14 protein-coding genes and 1 tRNA gene are annotated in these 14,632 nt (G+C 68.0%); 6 read left to right on the forward strand and 9 right to left on the reverse strand.

Annotated elements, in window-relative coordinates; translation table 11 throughout:
* Positions 1-9 precede the first annotated feature (9 nt).
* From ON43_RS00830 to ON43_RS00860, 7 genes are all read right to left on the reverse strand, one after another.
* Complete coding sequence (locus ON43_RS00830) at positions 10-657, reverse strand: response regulator (RefSeq protein ID WP_040802391.1); 648 nt, start codon at positions 655-657, stop codon at positions 10-12.
* A gap of 28 nt (positions 658-685) precedes the next feature.
* Entirely contained in the window at positions 686-1,987 is a 1,302-nt protein-coding gene (locus ON43_RS00835; protein WP_051177721.1) for a sensor histidine kinase, read from the reverse strand.
* A gap of 83 nt (positions 1,988-2,070) precedes the next feature.
* Positions 2,071-3,177, reverse strand: a complete 1,107-nt coding sequence (gene rsgA / locus ON43_RS00840) for a ribosome small subunit-dependent GTPase A (RefSeq protein WP_040802394.1) — start codon at positions 3,175-3,177, stop codon at positions 2,071-2,073.
* Positions 3,178-3,402: 225 nt separating this feature from the next.
* Entirely contained in the window at positions 3,403-4,326 is a 924-nt protein-coding gene (glfT1, locus tag ON43_RS00845) for a galactofuranosyltransferase GlfT1 (protein WP_051177723.1), read from the reverse strand.
* Positions 4,323-5,144, reverse strand: coding sequence for a galactan export ABC transporter ATP-binding subunit Wzt/RfbE (gene wzt, locus ON43_RS00850; protein ID WP_040802399.1), 822 nt, complete (start codon positions 5,142-5,144; stop codon positions 4,323-4,325). Before wzt ends, glfT1 begins: the two co-directional genes overlap by 4 nt.
* A 7-nt stretch (positions 5,145-5,151) precedes the next feature.
* Complete coding sequence (gene wzm / locus ON43_RS00855) at positions 5,152-5,985, reverse strand: galactan export ABC transporter permease subunit Wzm/RfbD (RefSeq protein WP_051177724.1); 834 nt, start codon at positions 5,983-5,985, stop codon at positions 5,152-5,154.
* 154 nt (positions 5,986-6,139) lie between these two features.
* On the reverse strand, positions 6,140-6,736 hold the full coding sequence (locus ON43_RS00860; protein WP_040802404.1) for a bacterial proteasome activator family protein: 597 nt from the start codon (positions 6,734-6,736) through the stop codon (positions 6,140-6,142).
* A gap of 249 nt (positions 6,737-6,985) precedes the next feature.
* Here ON43_RS00860 and ON43_RS00865 point away from each other — a divergent pair, with 249 nt between their 5' ends.
* Complete coding sequence (locus ON43_RS00865) at positions 6,986-8,191, forward strand: cysteine desulfurase-like protein (RefSeq protein WP_040802439.1); 1,206 nt, start codon at positions 6,986-6,988, stop codon at positions 8,189-8,191.
* Here ON43_RS00865 and ON43_RS00870 read toward each other — a convergent pair.
* Positions 8,188-9,180, reverse strand: coding sequence for an NAD(P)H-quinone oxidoreductase (locus ON43_RS00870; protein WP_040802406.1), 993 nt, complete (start codon positions 9,178-9,180; stop codon positions 8,188-8,190). The genes ON43_RS00865 and ON43_RS00870 overlap by 4 nt on opposite strands.
* A 369-nt stretch (positions 9,181-9,549) precedes the next feature.
* Between ON43_RS00870 and ON43_RS00875 the strand changes: the two genes are divergently transcribed.
* From ON43_RS00875 to ON43_RS00895, 5 genes are all read left to right on the forward strand, one after another.
* Positions 9,550-10,728, forward strand: a complete 1,179-nt coding sequence (locus ON43_RS00875; RefSeq protein WP_040802408.1) for a lactate 2-monooxygenase — start codon at positions 9,550-9,552, stop codon at positions 10,726-10,728.
* A 171-nt stretch (positions 10,729-10,899) separates the two neighbouring features.
* Positions 10,900-11,334, forward strand: a complete 435-nt coding sequence (locus ON43_RS00880) for a MarR family winged helix-turn-helix transcriptional regulator (protein WP_083913066.1) — start codon at positions 10,900-10,902, stop codon at positions 11,332-11,334.
* A gap of 64 nt (positions 11,335-11,398) precedes the next feature.
* A tRNA-Ser gene (locus ON43_RS00885) sits at positions 11,399-11,486 on the forward strand.
* Positions 11,487-11,530: 44 nt separating this feature from the next.
* The gene (gene nicT / locus ON43_RS00890; RefSeq protein WP_040802409.1) at positions 11,531-12,562 is read left to right on the forward strand and encodes a Nickel transporter NicT; all 1,032 of its coding nucleotides are present in this window, start codon (positions 11,531-11,533) and stop codon (positions 12,560-12,562) included.
* 23 nt (positions 12,563-12,585) lie between these two features.
* Complete coding sequence (locus tag ON43_RS00895; RefSeq protein ID WP_040802411.1) at positions 12,586-13,632, forward strand: alpha/beta hydrolase; 1,047 nt, start codon at positions 12,586-12,588, stop codon at positions 13,630-13,632.
* A 9-nt stretch (positions 13,633-13,641) separates the two neighbouring features.
* Here ON43_RS00895 and ON43_RS00900 read toward each other — a convergent pair.
* Positions 13,642-14,632: pyridoxal phosphate-dependent aminotransferase (locus ON43_RS00900; RefSeq protein ID WP_040802413.1), on the reverse strand; the 991-nt coding region annotated here is incomplete at its 5' end.

The following is a 14,632-nucleotide window of genomic DNA, read 5'->3' on the forward strand; positions in this document are numbered from 1 at the left end:
TCATCCGGATCATCCGGCATTGAGATAGGCGAGCACGGCCAGTACCCGGCGATGCCCCACCTCGTCGGCGAACAACCCCAGCTTGGCGAAGATGCTCCGAATGTGTTTGAGCACAGCGCCTTCGGACACCACGAGGCGCTCGGCAATGGTGCCATTGTCGAGCCCCTCGGCCATCAACGCCAGCACCTCCCGCTCGCGCGGGGTCAGTGCCGCCAGCGGATCATCGGTCTTGCGCCGCACCAGCAGCTGCGAGATCACCTCGGGATCCATGGCCGTCCCGCCCTCGGCGACCCGCCGCAGCGAATCCAGGAACCGATCCACCTTCCCGACCCGCTCCTTGAGCAGATATCCGATCCCGCCCGCCCCGTCCCCGAGCAGTTCGGCCGCATAGCTGTCCTCCACCCACGCCGACAGCACCAGCACCGGCAGCCCGGGATGAATCTCCCTGGCCCGCACCGCCGCCCGCAACCCGTCATCGGTGAACGTGGGCGGCATCCGCACATCCACGACCACCGCATCGGGCCGGTCGGCGGTGACGATCCGCAGGAAGTCGTCGGCATTGTCGACCGCCGCGACCACCTCGATGCCCGCGGTCTTCAGCAAGAGCGCCAGCCCCTCGCGCAGCAGGGCATCGTCCTCGGCGATCACCACCCGCATGATGTCACCACCTCATCCACCGATTCCCTCACGATCCACACGGCAACTCCACTCGCAATATGGTCGGCCCGCCCGCCGGGCTGCTCAGCGTCATTTGCCCGTCCAACGCTTCGGCCCGCCGCCGAATCCCCGCCAGACCGCCACCATCGATCTCCCGAGCCCCGCCGATTCCGTCATCCGATATGACCACGGTGAGCAGGTCCGGCTCGCCTCCGATCGCTACCCGAAGGTGCTGCGCCCCGGAATGTTTCGTGGCGTTGGTGATCGCCTCGGTGATCACGAAGTAGGCGGCCGCCTCGACCGCGGCCGGCCGTCTGCCGACCGGCGGGGTGTGCGACTCGGCATCGCCGACCAAGAGTTCAACCGGAATCGGGGATCGGGCTGCCAGCGCCGAAATCGCACTGGTCAGACCACGATCCGCGAGAACCGGCGGATACACGCTGCGCACGACGTCACGCAGTTCCGACAACGCGGCCTCCGCGGTCTCCTGCGCCTTGCGGACCAGATCGTCGGCCGCGGCCGGATCCCGTTGCCGCAGTTGGTCGGCCAGCCCCAGCTGCATGATCACCGCCGCGATACGCGCTTGTGCACCGTCGTGCAGGTCCCGTTCGATCCGCCGCAACTCCGCGCCGTGCGCATCCAGGGCGGCCGCGCGCGTCGCGGTCAATTCCGCCACCCGGACCGCGAGTTCGGCGCCCGAGGCCGGTCCGAGCAGGGTGCGTGCCAGCAGCGCCTGCCAGCGGGCCACGGCGGGCAATCGGAGTACCAAGGCGGCCAAGGGAATCGCGATGAGGGCGCTGCACGCGGCCAGTGGCCAGGAATCGACGACGAATCCGAAGCTGTCCACTGGGGAGCCTGGCGGCACCAACCGCCAGTACACCGGAATCGCCAGCTGATTCAGCATGCCCAGCGGCAACCCGAGCGCGAACAGCGCGACCACCATGCCGGGCAGCGCGTGCACGCACAGCCAGGCGATGTCCCGGCCGTTCGCCGGGTCGCCGAAGGCGGCCCGCAGCCGCTGCCGCAGCCCGCCGGTCATCGGCCGATACACCACCATGATGGGCGCACCCAGTCGTTGGCCCGCCCGCCGCCGTTCGAAGTCGATGAGCGGCCGGATCAACCGCAGGTACTCGGGGATCGCGGGAATGCCCACGCCTCCGAAGCTGGCCCCGGCCACGAGCAGCAACCCGACGATCGCGAACATCGATGCCGCCGCTGTCAGGCCTCCGACCAGCAGATAGGCCACCGCCCCCGGCAGCGCCCGCACCTGGTTCGCGACCCACCGCAGCGCGGCACCGGGGCCGCGCGTCGGTAGCGGGTTCGCATTCATCCCACCAACCTACTGACCGCTCGTTGGTACCCATCGGCCCGTGCCACCTCGGTCAGGGTGAGGTGGCACGGGGTCCGGTCGGATCAGCGTTGCTTGCCGCCCCGCTCCTTGTACATGCGGCGCTGGTCCTTGTTGATCTGCTTCCACACCTTGGTGCGCTCGGCGCGCGCCCGAGCATCGCTGCGGGACGCCAGCCAGTCGTTCTCCCGGCTCAGCTTGCGGTAGCTGGTCAGGCGTCGCCGGGGCAGCGCACCGGATTCGATGGCCGCGAGTACGGCGCAACCCGGTTCGGTCTCGTGTGCGCAGTCGGTGAAACGGCATTGTGCGGCGAGGGATTCGATATCGCTGAAGGTGCGGCCGATGCCCTCGGTGGCATCCCAGAGGCCGACCGACCGCAGCCCCGGGGTGTCGATGAGGGTGCCGCCGCCCGGCAACGGACGCAATTCCCGGTGCACGGTGGTGTGCCGTCCGCGCTTGTCACCCTCGCGAACCGCGTTGGTGGCGAACACCTCCGCGCCGAGCAGCGCGTTGGCGAGGGTGGACTTGCCCGCACCGGACGGACCGATCAGGGCGACCGTGCCGACCAACAGCGCCCCCAGCACATCCATGCCGACGCCGGTGGAGGCGCTGACCGCCACCACCGTCACGCCGGGCGCGGCGGCGCGTACGGCATCGATCGGAATATCGTGCGCGAGATCGGCTTTGGTGAGCACCACGGTCGGCTGGGCGCCGGATTCCCAGGCCAGCGCGAGCAGCCGCTCGATGCGCCCGAGGTCGACATCCCCGTCACCGGCGGTGCAGACCAGCACCGTATCGACATTCGCGGCCAGCACCTGATGCGCGGATTTGGCGCGGGAATCGGGTTGCCCGGAAACGGCCGCCCGGACGATGGCGGTCCGGCGCGGCAGCAGCGCACGCACGGTGCGGCCGCGATCGATGGCCACCCAGTCGCCGGTGCAGAGCCCGCTGATCTCGGAATCCGAGCGAGGCAGCTGGGCTCGGACAACCGCGGCCGTCAACCGGCTCTGGAAGTCGGCGGTGGGAAGGGGTGCGGCGATATCGCATTCGCTGCGATCCATGCGGATCACGCGGGCCGGAATCAGATCGTCACCGAGCAGCGGAAGGTAGTCGGAGGCGAGAGCGGAGTTCCAGCCGAAGGGAACGAGCAGGTCGAAATCGACCGATGCCATTTGTGGAGTCCTTTGACGGGCCGAGCCCGAATCGCGGACTCAGCGAGAGGAATTCGAGGTGGATACGCTGGCCACGCGCCTGGGCGCGGGCACGGCAATCCGCAAGACCGTCATCACGTAACTCCACCTCCCATCTCTCCTCATGCCGTCACCGAAGCGACCGCGCCCAACAAGAACGGGGACAACCTTCTCAGGCTGTCCCCGTCCGCGCAACGTATTTTCCGGTCAGTTCTCGGGCTTGTCGAACTGCTCGCGGCGACCCATCCGCTGCAGGCGCACCCACTCCATGAGCCCCGCAGGATCCTTCTGCTGTACCAGGAAGAACCACCCGAAGCGGGCGACCTCCTGCGGCAACAGCTTTCGCATACCCGGCTGCGCCATCAGGTACCCGCGGTTGCGATAGGTGAAGTGCCGCTTGACCGGATCGTCCGGGTACTGCGTGTGCATGCGGCCGCCGAGAATCGGCTTGAACTCGGCCGAACCGTTGGGATGCAGGTACGCGGTCTGCAGACAGGTGCCGAACGGCAGCCCCGACCGCACCAGCCGCCGGTGCACCTCCACCTCGTCCCCGCGCACGAACAGCCGCAGATCCGGCACGCCGATCTTGTCCACGGCCTCCGCGGAGACCAGCGCGCCATTGAACAGCGAGGCGATGCCGGGTAGGAAATCCTCGTCGCCGAGCTCCGACCGCAGCCGCCGCCACACCACGCCCCGGCGCAGCGGGAAGGCCAGCCGGTCCGGATCGTCGATATCGGCGACCACCGGCGACACCTCGACCAGCTGATGCCGCTTGGCGCAATCGAACAGCGTGGCAAGCACTTCCGGGCCCTCGGGCCGCCCGTCGTCGTCGGCCAGCCACACCCAGTCCGCGCCCAGGGTGAGCGCGTGCAGCATGCCGAGCGCGAAACCGCCCGCGCCGCCGAGATTGTGTTCCGAACCGAGGTAGGTGGTCTCCATGGGCTGCTGCTTCACCAGCTCGCCGACCTCGGCCTCATTGCCGTTGTCCACCACGATCAAATGGTCGATCGGCCGGGTCTGGCTCGCGAGCACCTTCAGCGACTCGGCCAGCAGTTCCCGGCGCTTGTGTGTGACGACGATGGCGACAATGCGCGCATCGTCGCCGTACACAGGGGTGGACTGCTCACTCATACGGGATTCCGTTCCGGTTCACGTTCACGTTCCAGATCCCGCAGCACCTGCGCCACGTGATCACCCGCTTCCGGGCCCTCGTAGGCTCGCACGACTTCCTCGATACCCCCGTGCATTCGCACGTTGCCGTGGTCGATCCAGAGAGCGGAATCACACAGCTGCGCCAGGAATTCATTGGAATGCGAGGCGAAGACCAGAATGCCGGAGCGGGAGACCAGTTGCTGCAGGCGGTTTCGCGCCTTCTTCATGAACTCCGCGTCGACCGCGCCGATGCCCTCGTCGAGCAGCAGGATCTCCGGATCGATGGAGGTCACCACGCCCATGGCCAGTCGCACCCGCATACCGGTGGAGTAGGTGCGCAGCGGCATCTCCAGATACTCGCCGAGCTCGGTGAAATCGGCGATCTCATCGATCTTGGAGAGCATCTGCTTACGGGTCTGGCCGAGGAACAATCCGCGAATGATGATGTTGTCGTACCCGGAAATCTCCGGATCCATGCCGACACCGAGATCGAAGACCGGCGCCACGCGGCCGCGAATGCGCGCACTGCCGCGGGTCGGTTCGTAAATGCCCGAAAGCAGGCGCAGCAGCGTCGATTTGCCCGCGCCATTGTGACCGACCAGGCCGACCCGGTCGCCCTCCTTGAGCGAGAGGTTGATATCGCGCAGCGCCTCGATCACGACGACATCGGACTGATTGCGTCCGATGGCGCCGCCGGCCTTGCCCATGAACGCCTTCTTCAGCGAACGGGACTTGGCGTCGAAGATCGGGAACTCCACCCACGCGTTCTGGGTTTCGATACTCACATGGTCGGTCATTGAGCCTTCACACCCAGTAGGGGACGCGGGAACGGAACTGCTTCATGGCCAGGACGGCGACGGCCCAGCCGACCACGGTGATGGCCAGCACCACGATCCAGGACCGCAGCGGCTGCGGCTCCCCGAGCAGGGGCGCGCGCACGATCTCCAGGTAATGGTAGGTCGGCACCAGCTCGACCAGCCTGGCGCGCTCGCTCACCGCGCCGCCCTGATCGTGCAGCGACTTGGTGCTCCACATGACCGGCGTCAGCACGAACAGCATGAGGGTCATGCTGCCCAGGATCGGCGCGATATCGCGGTAGCGGGTGGAGAAGATGCCGAAGGCGATGGACACCCACATGGCATTGGCGAACAGCAGCAGGATGCCCGGAATCGCCAGGATCGCCGTCCAGTGCAGATCGCGCCAGACGCCGAAGCCCACCAGCATGACCAGATAGATCACCAGGTTGTGCGCGAAGAACAGGAACTGCCGCCACACCAGGCGATACACGTGCACGCTCAGTGCCGACGGCAGCTGTTTGATCAGCCCCTCGTTGGCGATGAAGACATCCGAGCCCTCGAGAATGCTGGCATTGATGACATTCCAGACGATCAGGCCGACCGTCACATAGGGCAGGTAGGTGTGCAGCGGCTGATGGAACAGGGTCGCGTAGAGGAATCCCATGGCCGCGGCCTGTACGCCGGTGGCGATGGTGATCCAGAACGGGCCCAGCACCGAGCGGCGATAGCGCTGCTTGATGTCCTGCCAGCCCAGCGATAGCCACAGCTCACGCTGGCCGAATCCGTCACGGAAGTCCTTGAACGCGCGACGGAACGTCTGGGAATCCGACACTAGCGGCACCGGAGAATTGTCCGGGGTCGCCTCGGCCTCGACCGAGTCGGGGGGAGCAGCAGCAGGCACAAGACCCGACCTTATCTAATAGCTATCCCATTGCGACGAGAACCTGCCGCCGACCCCGACATATCTGCGGCAGGCTGTGTCTCCGGACACCTCGTCAGAGGTACTGTCCGCCGCCCGAACTCTGCTGGCCGCGCGCGTCACCGCCGTGGCTGACGCCCGGCGGGAGCGCCTGGCGCATTTGTTCCAGCTGCGCGCGGGCCGCCATCTGCTGGGCGAACAGCGCGGTCTGGATGCCGTGGAACAGACCCTCGAGCCAGCCCACCAGCTGCGCCTGCGCGATGCGCAGTTCCGCGTCGGACGGCACGGTGTCGTCGGTGAAGGGCAGGGCCAGCCGCTCGAGCTCCTCGCGGAGTTCGGGCGCCAGACCGGTTTCCAGTTCGCGGATGGAGGTGCGGTGGATCTCGCGCAGCCGGGTGCGGGAGGCGTCGTCCAGCGGCGCGTGCCGGACCTCCTCGAGCAGTTGCTTGATCATGGTGCCGATGCGCATGACCTTCGCGGGCTGCTCCACCATGTCGGCCAGCGATTCCGTATCGCGAGATTCATCCGAATCGCGTGAATCGTGCTCGCCGACAAACTGTCCGGTGATCTCCACCGGTTCGCCGCCGATCTGCGCGGCCGCCGGGATGAACAGCGGCTTGCCCTCGGGCCCGACCACGACAATGGATTCCGGAACCCCATCCGATTGCGTCATGCCCCCATCCTGCCGAATCCCCGCCGAACCCGCTAAGGGGCCCACCCGCCAACTCTCGAAACTCTCAGGATGAGACCTGCTCGAATCCGCGTGTGTAACGGCCGGCGCCGTCGAAAACGAAGCCGTGGATAGACCGGGCCGAAGACGTCCCGTCCAGTTTGTGCGGTAGATGCAGGTCGTCCCGGTCTCGAAGACCGCTTCCATGCCTACCGTTACCCAGTTGTGCCCTCTCCCTTTAGAGTGGCCAGCATGACTTACGACGTCGCACGGGTGCGGGGCCTCATACCGTCCCTGGGCGACGGCTGGATCCACCTCGACCCGCAAGCGGGCATGTTGGTCCCGGATTCGGTATCCCGGGCCGTCTCAACGGGTTTCCGAACCTCCGCCTTCTCGCACTCCAACCGGCACGGCGCGGCCCAGCGCAGCGCCGCGATCCTGGAGGCCGCGCGCGAGGCCGTCGCCGATCTGGTCGGCGGCGACCCGGCGGGTGTGGTGCTCGGTCCGGACCGCGCGGTACTGCTGGCCTGGCTGGCCGAATCGCTGAGTTCCAGGCTGGGTCTGGGCACCGGGATCGTGCTGTCGCGTCTGGATGACGAGGCCAATGTCGCGCCGTGGCTGCGCATCGCGAATCGCTATGGCGCGCATGTGCGCTGGGCGGAAGTGGAGATCGAGACCTGCGAGATGCCGGCCTGGCAGTTCGAGGAATTGATCGGGCCCACCGCGCGACTGGTGGCCTTGACGGCCGCCTCGCCCATCGTCGGCTCCGCGCCCGCGGTGCGGGTGGCCGCGGACCGGGTGCACGAGGTCGGCGGTCTGCTGGTCGCCGACTGCTTCGGCGCCGCGCCCTACGCGCTCATCGACATCGACGAACTCAACGCCGATGTGATCGCGCTCAGCGCCCCCGCCTGGGGCGGCCCGCAGATCGGCGCGCTGGTCTTCCGCGATCCCGCGTTCCTGGACCGGATTCCGTCCATGTCGCTGAATCCCTATGCCAAGGGCGCGGAACGGCTCGAGGTGGGCGGCCACCAGTACGCGCTACTGGCCGGGCTCACCACCTCCATCGACTACCTGGCCTCCCTCGACGAGCGCGCCAAGGGCACTCGCCGGGAGCGCCTGGAAATGTCGATCACCTCCCTGCAGGACCACCACGATCAGCTCTTCGAGGATCTGATGGCCGTGCTGGACACCATCCCCAACCTGACGGTCATCGGCCGCGCCTCCACCCGCATCCCGACGGTCAGCTTCACCATCGCGGGCATGCAGGCGGAGAAGGTCTCGGCCAAGCTGGCCGACGCCCGCATCGGCACGCTGAGCGGCTCGCACGGCGGCAGCCGCCTTCTCGACGCGCTGGGCGTCAATGACGAAGGCGGCGCGGTGACCATCGGACTCGCGCCCTACACAACGAGATTCGAGATCGAACAGCTGGGCAGGGCGCTCGCCGCGCTGGATACCTAGAGCTCCCGGATCTGCAGGACGACCTTGCCGACCGTTTGGTCGGAGTCCAGTAGGCGGTGGGCCTCGGCGACATCGGTGACCGGGATTTCGGCCGACACCACGGGGACGACGGTGCCGTCCGAAATCAGCGGCCACAGGTGCCGCCGCAGTTCGGTGATGATCTCCGCTTTGGAACCGCGCCCGTGTTCCGGACGCCTGCGCAGATTGGTGGCGTGAATCGAACCCCGTTTGCCCAGCAGCACACCGAGATTCAATTCCGCCTTGACCCCGCCCTGCATGCCGATCACCACCAGGTGCCCATCCTCGGCCAGCGCTTCGACATTCCGCTCGAGATATGCCGCGCCCATCACGTCGAGAATGATGTCCGCGCCGGGATATTCACTGTGCAGCGTCGTCACGAAATCATGCTCGCGGTAATTGATCAGCACCGTCGCGCCCAATTCCCGGCACCGGTCCAGCTTGAACTGCGAACCGGCGGTGACCGCCACCCGCGCGCCCAGTGCCCGCGCCACCTGGATGGCGTGCGTGCCGATTCCGCTGCCGCCCCCGTGAATCAGCAGCAATTGCCCGCTGTGCAGCCCGGCGGTCATCACCAGATTGGACCAGACCGTGGCCGCCACCTCCGGCAGCGCGGCCGCCGCGGCCACATCCAATCCCTCCGGCACCGGCAGCAGCTGCGTCGCGGGCGCGTTCACCCGCTCGGCGTAGCCGCCGCCGGACAACAGCGCGCACACCCGGTCCCCGGCCCGCCAATCCCGCACCCCGGCACCGACTTCCGCGACCACCCCGGACACCTCCAGGCCCAGGATCTCGCTGGCCCCGGGCGGCGGCGGGTAGAAACCCTGCCGTTGCAGCAGGTCCGCGCGATTCACCCCCGCGGCCACCACATCGATCGCCACCTCGCCCGGTCCGGGCGCGGGCGGATCGTCCACCTGCGCCCATTTCATGACCTCGGGCCCACCGAAACCGTCGAGCGTCACCGCATACATGAAAACGAGCGTACGACCGGATCCCACCGATTACTGTCAGGCCACCCTCGGTGTGGGCACAGCATCCGCTCAGCTTCACCCGGCACCGTGGGTTGGGTAATCGAGAGGAGCATCCATGTTCACCACCCTCGCCGTCCTCGGCGGCATGGTCATCCTGGCGGCCATGGCGATGTCCGGCTTCGTCGCGGACGACGCGCCCCGCGCCCTGGTTCGCGTGCGCAAACGCTGAGTTGGCGGTTGCCGAAGCACTGAGTTCGCGACTGCGAAAACAGTGACGTAGTCCGGTATTTCCGGACCCGAAAGTTACGCTCTGGGAAAGTAACTTCGACCCCCTACGCGCCGGGGTGGAAGGTACTAGCGTTCCGGGGCATGAGCAGTTTCGTCGATTTCCAGAACGAGATCTATCTCTCCGGCCTGGCGGGCACCGTCCCGGCGCTACCGATGACGGCGGCGGGTCTGGAAGAGCGGGCTCGGGAAGTGCTGGATCCGGCGGCCTTCGCTTATGTGGCGGGCAGCGCGTCGTCCGAACGCACCGCGCACGCCAATCTGTCCGCCTTCGAGAAATACCGGCTGCTGCCGCGAATTCTGCGCGGCGCGAGTGGCCCGGGTGTGCGCGACCATTCCGTCGAGGTGCTCGGAACCCATTTGGCCGCACCGATTCTCACCGCGCCGATCGGCGTCCTGGGGTTGCTGCACGAGCACGGCGAGACCGTGGTCGCGGAGGTGACCCGGGAACTGGGCCTCGGCATGTGCCTGTCCACCGCCGCCTCCTCGACCATCGAGCAGGTCGGCGAGCGGGCGGGGGAGTGGTGGTATCAGCTGTACTGGCCCGATGACATGGAGTTGGCCCGCTCCTTCGTCGAACGCGCCGAAAAGGCCGGAGCCAAGGCCATTGTCGTCACCGCGGACACCCCGAGCCTGGGCTGGCGGCCGCGCGATCTGCGGCTCGGGCACCTGCCGTTCCTGCAGGGCAAGGGGATCGCCAACTACCTGTCGGATCCGGTCTTCCGCGCCAAGCTCGCCGCCCCGCCCGAGGAGAGCGAGGACGCGATGCGCGCCGCGATCCTCACCTGGATCGGACTTTTCGGGAATCACGGTCTGCGCCCGGCGGATATCGCCCGGCTGCGCGACTGGACCGAACTGCCCATCGCCGTGAAGGGCGTGCTGCACCCCGACGACGCCCGCCAGGTGGTGGACGCGGGCGCGGACGCGGTGGTGGTGAGCAATCACGGCGGCCGCCAGGTGGACGGCGCGATCGGCGCGCTGGACGCCCTGCCCACCATTGTCGCCACCGTGGGCGATCGCGCGGATGTGCTGTTCGACTCCGGGATTCGCACCGGTTCCGATGTCATGATCGCGCTCTCGCTCGGCGCGAAGGCCGTCCTGTACGGCCGTCCCTGGGTGTACGGTCTGGGCCTGGCGGGGGCCGACGGCGTGCGCCACGCGCTGCGCACCCTGCTCGCGGATTTCGATGCGGCCATGGGACTTTCGGGCTGCACCGGTCCGCACGACCTGAGCCGCACCATGATCTCCTCGTACCGCGTTTAGCGGTGTGACGGGGGAGGAACACTGCTCTGGGATGTGTCCGGGCCGCCGAGCCGAGGAGAAGCGATCAAGCGCCATCACAACAACCAGCGGGTGGCCGTCGACACCGGAGGCCGGGCCGCGTCCGAGCCCAGATGGCTCACCCCCGACCAGCAGCGGGCGTGGCGGGCCTACATGGACGGCAGCCAGCGGCTCATGGCCGACCTCAACCGGCAGCTGCAGCGCGACTGCGACCTTTCCTTCGCCGACTACCGCATCTTGGTCAAGCTCTCCGAGGCCTCCGGCCGCGCGCTGCGCATGAGTGATCTCGCCGACGGCGTGCTCTCCTCCCGCAGCCGCCTCACCCACCAGATCCGCCGCATGGAGACCCAGGGCATGGTGCGCCGCATTGCCGCCGAGGACGACGGCCGCGGCGTGCTGGCCCAGCTCACCGACGAGGGCATGCGCCGACTACGCGCGGCCGCGCCCGGGCATGTCGCGGCCGTGCGCCGCTTCTTCGTGGATCTGCTCACCCCGCAGCAACTGGCCGCCGTCGCCGCCGCCCTGGACCTGGTGAACCAGGCCGCCGACCACCGGGCCGGAATCCGGGAGATAGCCGATATCGATTGACGGCCGCCCGCCTATCGGAAGTCCGGGGCAGACCGCACGCGCCATCAGTTAGTATCAACCGCCTGGAAGCGTGGCAGAGCGGCCGAATGCACTCGCCTTGAAAGCGAGCGTCGTGAAAGCGACCGGGGGTTCAAATCCCTCCGCTTCCGCCAAGTCTTGTCGAGGATGAGGTGTGTGCGTGCGCGGTTGGATCGGTATGGGTCTGGCCGTGCTCGCCCTCCATCTGCTCGGCTGGGGCACCCTGCTGCTGTTCGTGGCGCCGAGCCATCATGTGGTGCAGGGTTCGGTCTTCGGGGTGGGGCTCGGGATCACCGCCTACACCCTCGGCATGCGGCACGCCTTCGACGCCGATCACATCGCCGCCATCGACAACACCGTGCGAAAACTGGTGGCCGAGAACGGGCGTGAGAAGTCGCGGACCGTCGGATTCTGGTTCGCGCTGGGACATTCCAGCATCGTGTTCGTGATGGTGGCGTTGCTCGCCTTCGGCGTGCGGGCGCTGGCCGGATCGATCGAGAACGAGGGCTCGGGCCTGCACCGCTGGACCGGGCTGTGGGGGACCAGCGTCTCCGGCAGCTTCCTCATCGCCATCGGACTGTTGAATCTGGCGTCGCTGGTTGGCATTTGGAAGGTGTACCGGCGCATGCGCGGCGGCGACTTCGACGAGGCGAAGCTGGAAAGCGCACTCGCCGAACGCGGTCTGCTCAACCGGATGCTCGGCCCCGTCATGCGACTGGTGCGCAAGCCCTGGCAGATGTACCCGGTGGGACTGTTGTTCGGGCTCGGCTTCGACACCGTCACCGAGGTCGGCCTGCTGGTCATCGCGGGCGGCGCGGCCGCCACCGGACTGCCCTGGTACGCGATTCTGGTGCTGCCGCTGCTGTTTTCGGCGGGCATGGCGCTGTTCGACGCGCTCGACGGCGCGTTCATGAGCCACGCCTACGACTGGGCATTCGCCCGGCCGGTCCGCAAGATCTACTACAACCTGGTGATCACCGGGCTCTCGGTGGCGGTGGCGCTGCTCATCGGCGTGCAGGAGATCGTGTCCATCTTCGTCGAGAAGCTGGACATCTCTTCGGGTTTCATCGCCTGGATCGGCAATCTGGACCTGGGCAGCCTCGGCTACCTCATCGTCGGACTGTTCGTGCTCACCTGGGCGGTGGCGCTCGCGGTGTGGCGCTACACCGATATCGAGGCGCGCTGGGAACGTGATCTCGCCGCCGATTGATCGTTTCTGGTAAATGTGGCTGAGTGGTCAGCCGCCGCGCGTCCCGCCTCCTCGGTGCCCTCACCGGTGCCGTCCTGCTGGCCGGTGCGTTGACCGCACAAGGCCCTTCGGCCCTGTCCGACCCGCCCGTCGAGACCGGCTCCAACGAGGAATCCGCGCCCGGCGTGGACCCGGTGCATCCCGGGCAGGCCCGCATCGAACGCGTGGAACCCCTGTCCGGCAACCTCTTCGGCGTCTCGGTCGCCTCCCCGGCCATGGGACGCACCGTCGACATCCAGGTGCTGCTCCCCGCGCACCGCGACGCACCCCGCCCCACCGTCTACATGCTCGACGGCCGCAGCGCCTCCACCGAGGCCAACAACTGGACCGCCCGCGGCGGCGCGCTGCGCTTCTTCGCCGACAAGAACGTGAACGTGGTCTTCACCCTCGGCGGCCCCGCCAGCTACTACACCGATTGGCTGCGCAGCGATCCCAAGCTCGGCACCAACCGCTGGGAGACCTTCCTGACCCGGGAACTGCCGCCGCTCATCGACGCCCGCTTCCAGGGCGACGGCAGCAACGGGCTGCAGGGCGTCTCCATGGGCGCGGAGGCCGCCATGATGCTGGCGACCCGCAATCCGGGGCTCTACCGCGCCGTGGCGGCCCACAGCGGCTGCTACGCAATGAGTTCCGACTTCGGTCAGGCGCAGGCGCGCGCGGTGATCGGCACCTTCGGCGGGGAGGCCGACAACATGTTCGGCCCCGCCGACAATCCGCAATGGGCGGCCCACGATGTGCTCGCGCACGCGGAAGCCTTGCGCGGCAAGGCCGTTTACCTGTCCTCCGGCAGCGGCCTGCCCGGCGAGCACGACACCCCCGGCAACCCGGATCTGCGCAACGCGGTGCTGTTCGGCGGGCCCATCGAGGCGGGAGCCGACATGTGCACCCGCCAATTGGCCGACAGGCTCACGCAATTGGGCATCCCGGCCATCGTGAACCGGCGGCCCACCGGAACGCACTCCTGGCCCTACTGGGCCGACGAACTGTCCCGCTCCTGGCCGACCATGGCGGCCGGGCTGGGGATCGGGTAGCCCGTTGGATCAGCCCAGGAACCGCGCGACGATCTCCGGATCGGTGGCGAAGCGCAGGAACGCGTCGTTCTCGTGCGGATCGCCCGCCGTGACGCGCACGCCGTCCGTGCCGTAGGGCCGGATGATGACCCCGGCTTCGGTACTGGCCGCACCGTATTCGGCGCTGCGATCGCCCAGCGGCAGCCACACGAAATTGGACTGGCTCACCGGCACCCGGTAGCCCGCCGCGAGCAGCGCCTCCCGCATGCGATCGCGTTCGGCCACAACGGCATCGGTGCGCTCGAGCAGCTCGTGCCGCGCCTCCAGCGAGGCGATGGCCGCCGCCTGCGCCACCCGGCTCACGCTGAACGGGATGTGCACCTTCATCAGCGCGGTGATCACCTCGGGCGCGCCCACCGCGTACCCGACGCGCAGACCGGCCAGGCCGTACGCCTTCGAAAACGTGCGCAGCACCAGCACATTCGGGCGGGTGCGGCCCAGCTCGACGCCATTGGGGAAGTCCTCGGCGGGCATGCGCAGGTACTCGAAGTACGCCTCGTCCAGCACCACCAGGACATCGCCGGGCACCTTGTCGAGGAACTCGACGATCTCGGCCTTGCCGCGCGCGGTACCGGTCGGATTGTTCGGGTTGCAGACGAACACCACGCGCGTGTTCGGCGTGATGGCCGCCGCCAAAGCGTCCAGATCGTGGGTGAATTCACCGTCCAGCGGCACCCGCACGGCCTTGGCCCCCGCCACCTGCGTGACGATCGGATAGGCCTCGAACGAGCGCCACGCGAACAGCACCTCGTCCTCGGGATCGCGGCAGGTGATCTGCACCAGCTCCTGGCACAGCGCCACACTGCCGCAGCCGGCCGCCACGTTCTCGATCTCCACACCCAGGAAATCCGCGAGCGCGCCGCGCAATTCGACGGCGTGGTTGTCGGGATACCGGTTCGACAGCTCGACCGCCTCGGCAATGGCCTTGGTGACCGACGGCAGCGGCGGGAAGGTGGTCTCG

Origin of the sequence: Nocardia concava NBRC 100430 (genome assembly GCF_000308815.1) — a bacterium.
Taxonomy (GTDB): Bacteria; Actinomycetota; Actinomycetes; order Mycobacteriales; family Mycobacteriaceae; genus Nocardia; species Nocardia concava.

What these genes read in the sequence shown, in the direction of transcription:
- nicT (WP_040802409.1), top strand. Translation starts at nt 11,531, where the DNA reads ATGGGTCTGGCCGTGCTCGCCCTCCATCTGCTCGGCTGGGGCACCCTG.
- ON43_RS00865 (WP_040802439.1), top strand. Translation starts at nt 6,986, where the DNA reads ATGACTTACGACGTCGCACGGGTGCGGGGCCTCATACCGTCCCTGGGC.
- ON43_RS00875 (WP_040802408.1), top strand. Translation starts at nt 9,550, where the DNA reads ATGAGCAGTTTCGTCGATTTCCAGAACGAGATCTATCTCTCCGGCCTG.
- wzt (WP_040802399.1), bottom strand. Translation starts at nt 5,144, where the DNA reads ATGACCGACCATGTGAGTATCGAAACCCAGAACGCGTGGGTGGAGTTC.
- ON43_RS00835 (WP_051177721.1), bottom strand. Translation starts at nt 1,987, where the DNA reads ATGAATGCGAACCCGCTACCGACGCGCGGCCCCGGTGCCGCGCTGCGG.
- ON43_RS00880 (WP_083913066.1), top strand. Translation starts at nt 10,900, where the DNA reads ATGGACGGCAGCCAGCGGCTCATGGCCGACCTCAACCGGCAGCTGCAG.
- glfT1 (WP_051177723.1), bottom strand. Translation starts at nt 4,326, where the DNA reads ATGAGTGAGCAGTCCACCCCTGTGTACGGCGACGATGCGCGCATTGTC.
- ON43_RS00870 (WP_040802406.1), bottom strand. Translation starts at nt 9,180, where the DNA reads ATGTATGCGGTGACGCTCGACGGTTTCGGTGGGCCCGAGGTCATGAAA.
- rsgA (WP_040802394.1), bottom strand. Translation starts at nt 3,177, where the DNA reads ATGGCATCGGTCGATTTCGACCTGCTCGTTCCCTTCGGCTGGAACTCC.
- ON43_RS00860 (WP_040802404.1), bottom strand. Translation starts at nt 6,736, where the DNA reads ATGACGCAATCGGATGGGGTTCCGGAATCCATTGTCGTGGTCGGGCCC.
- ON43_RS00830 (WP_040802391.1), bottom strand. Translation starts at nt 657, where the DNA reads ATGCGGGTGGTGATCGCCGAGGACGATGCCCTGCTGCGCGAGGGGCTG.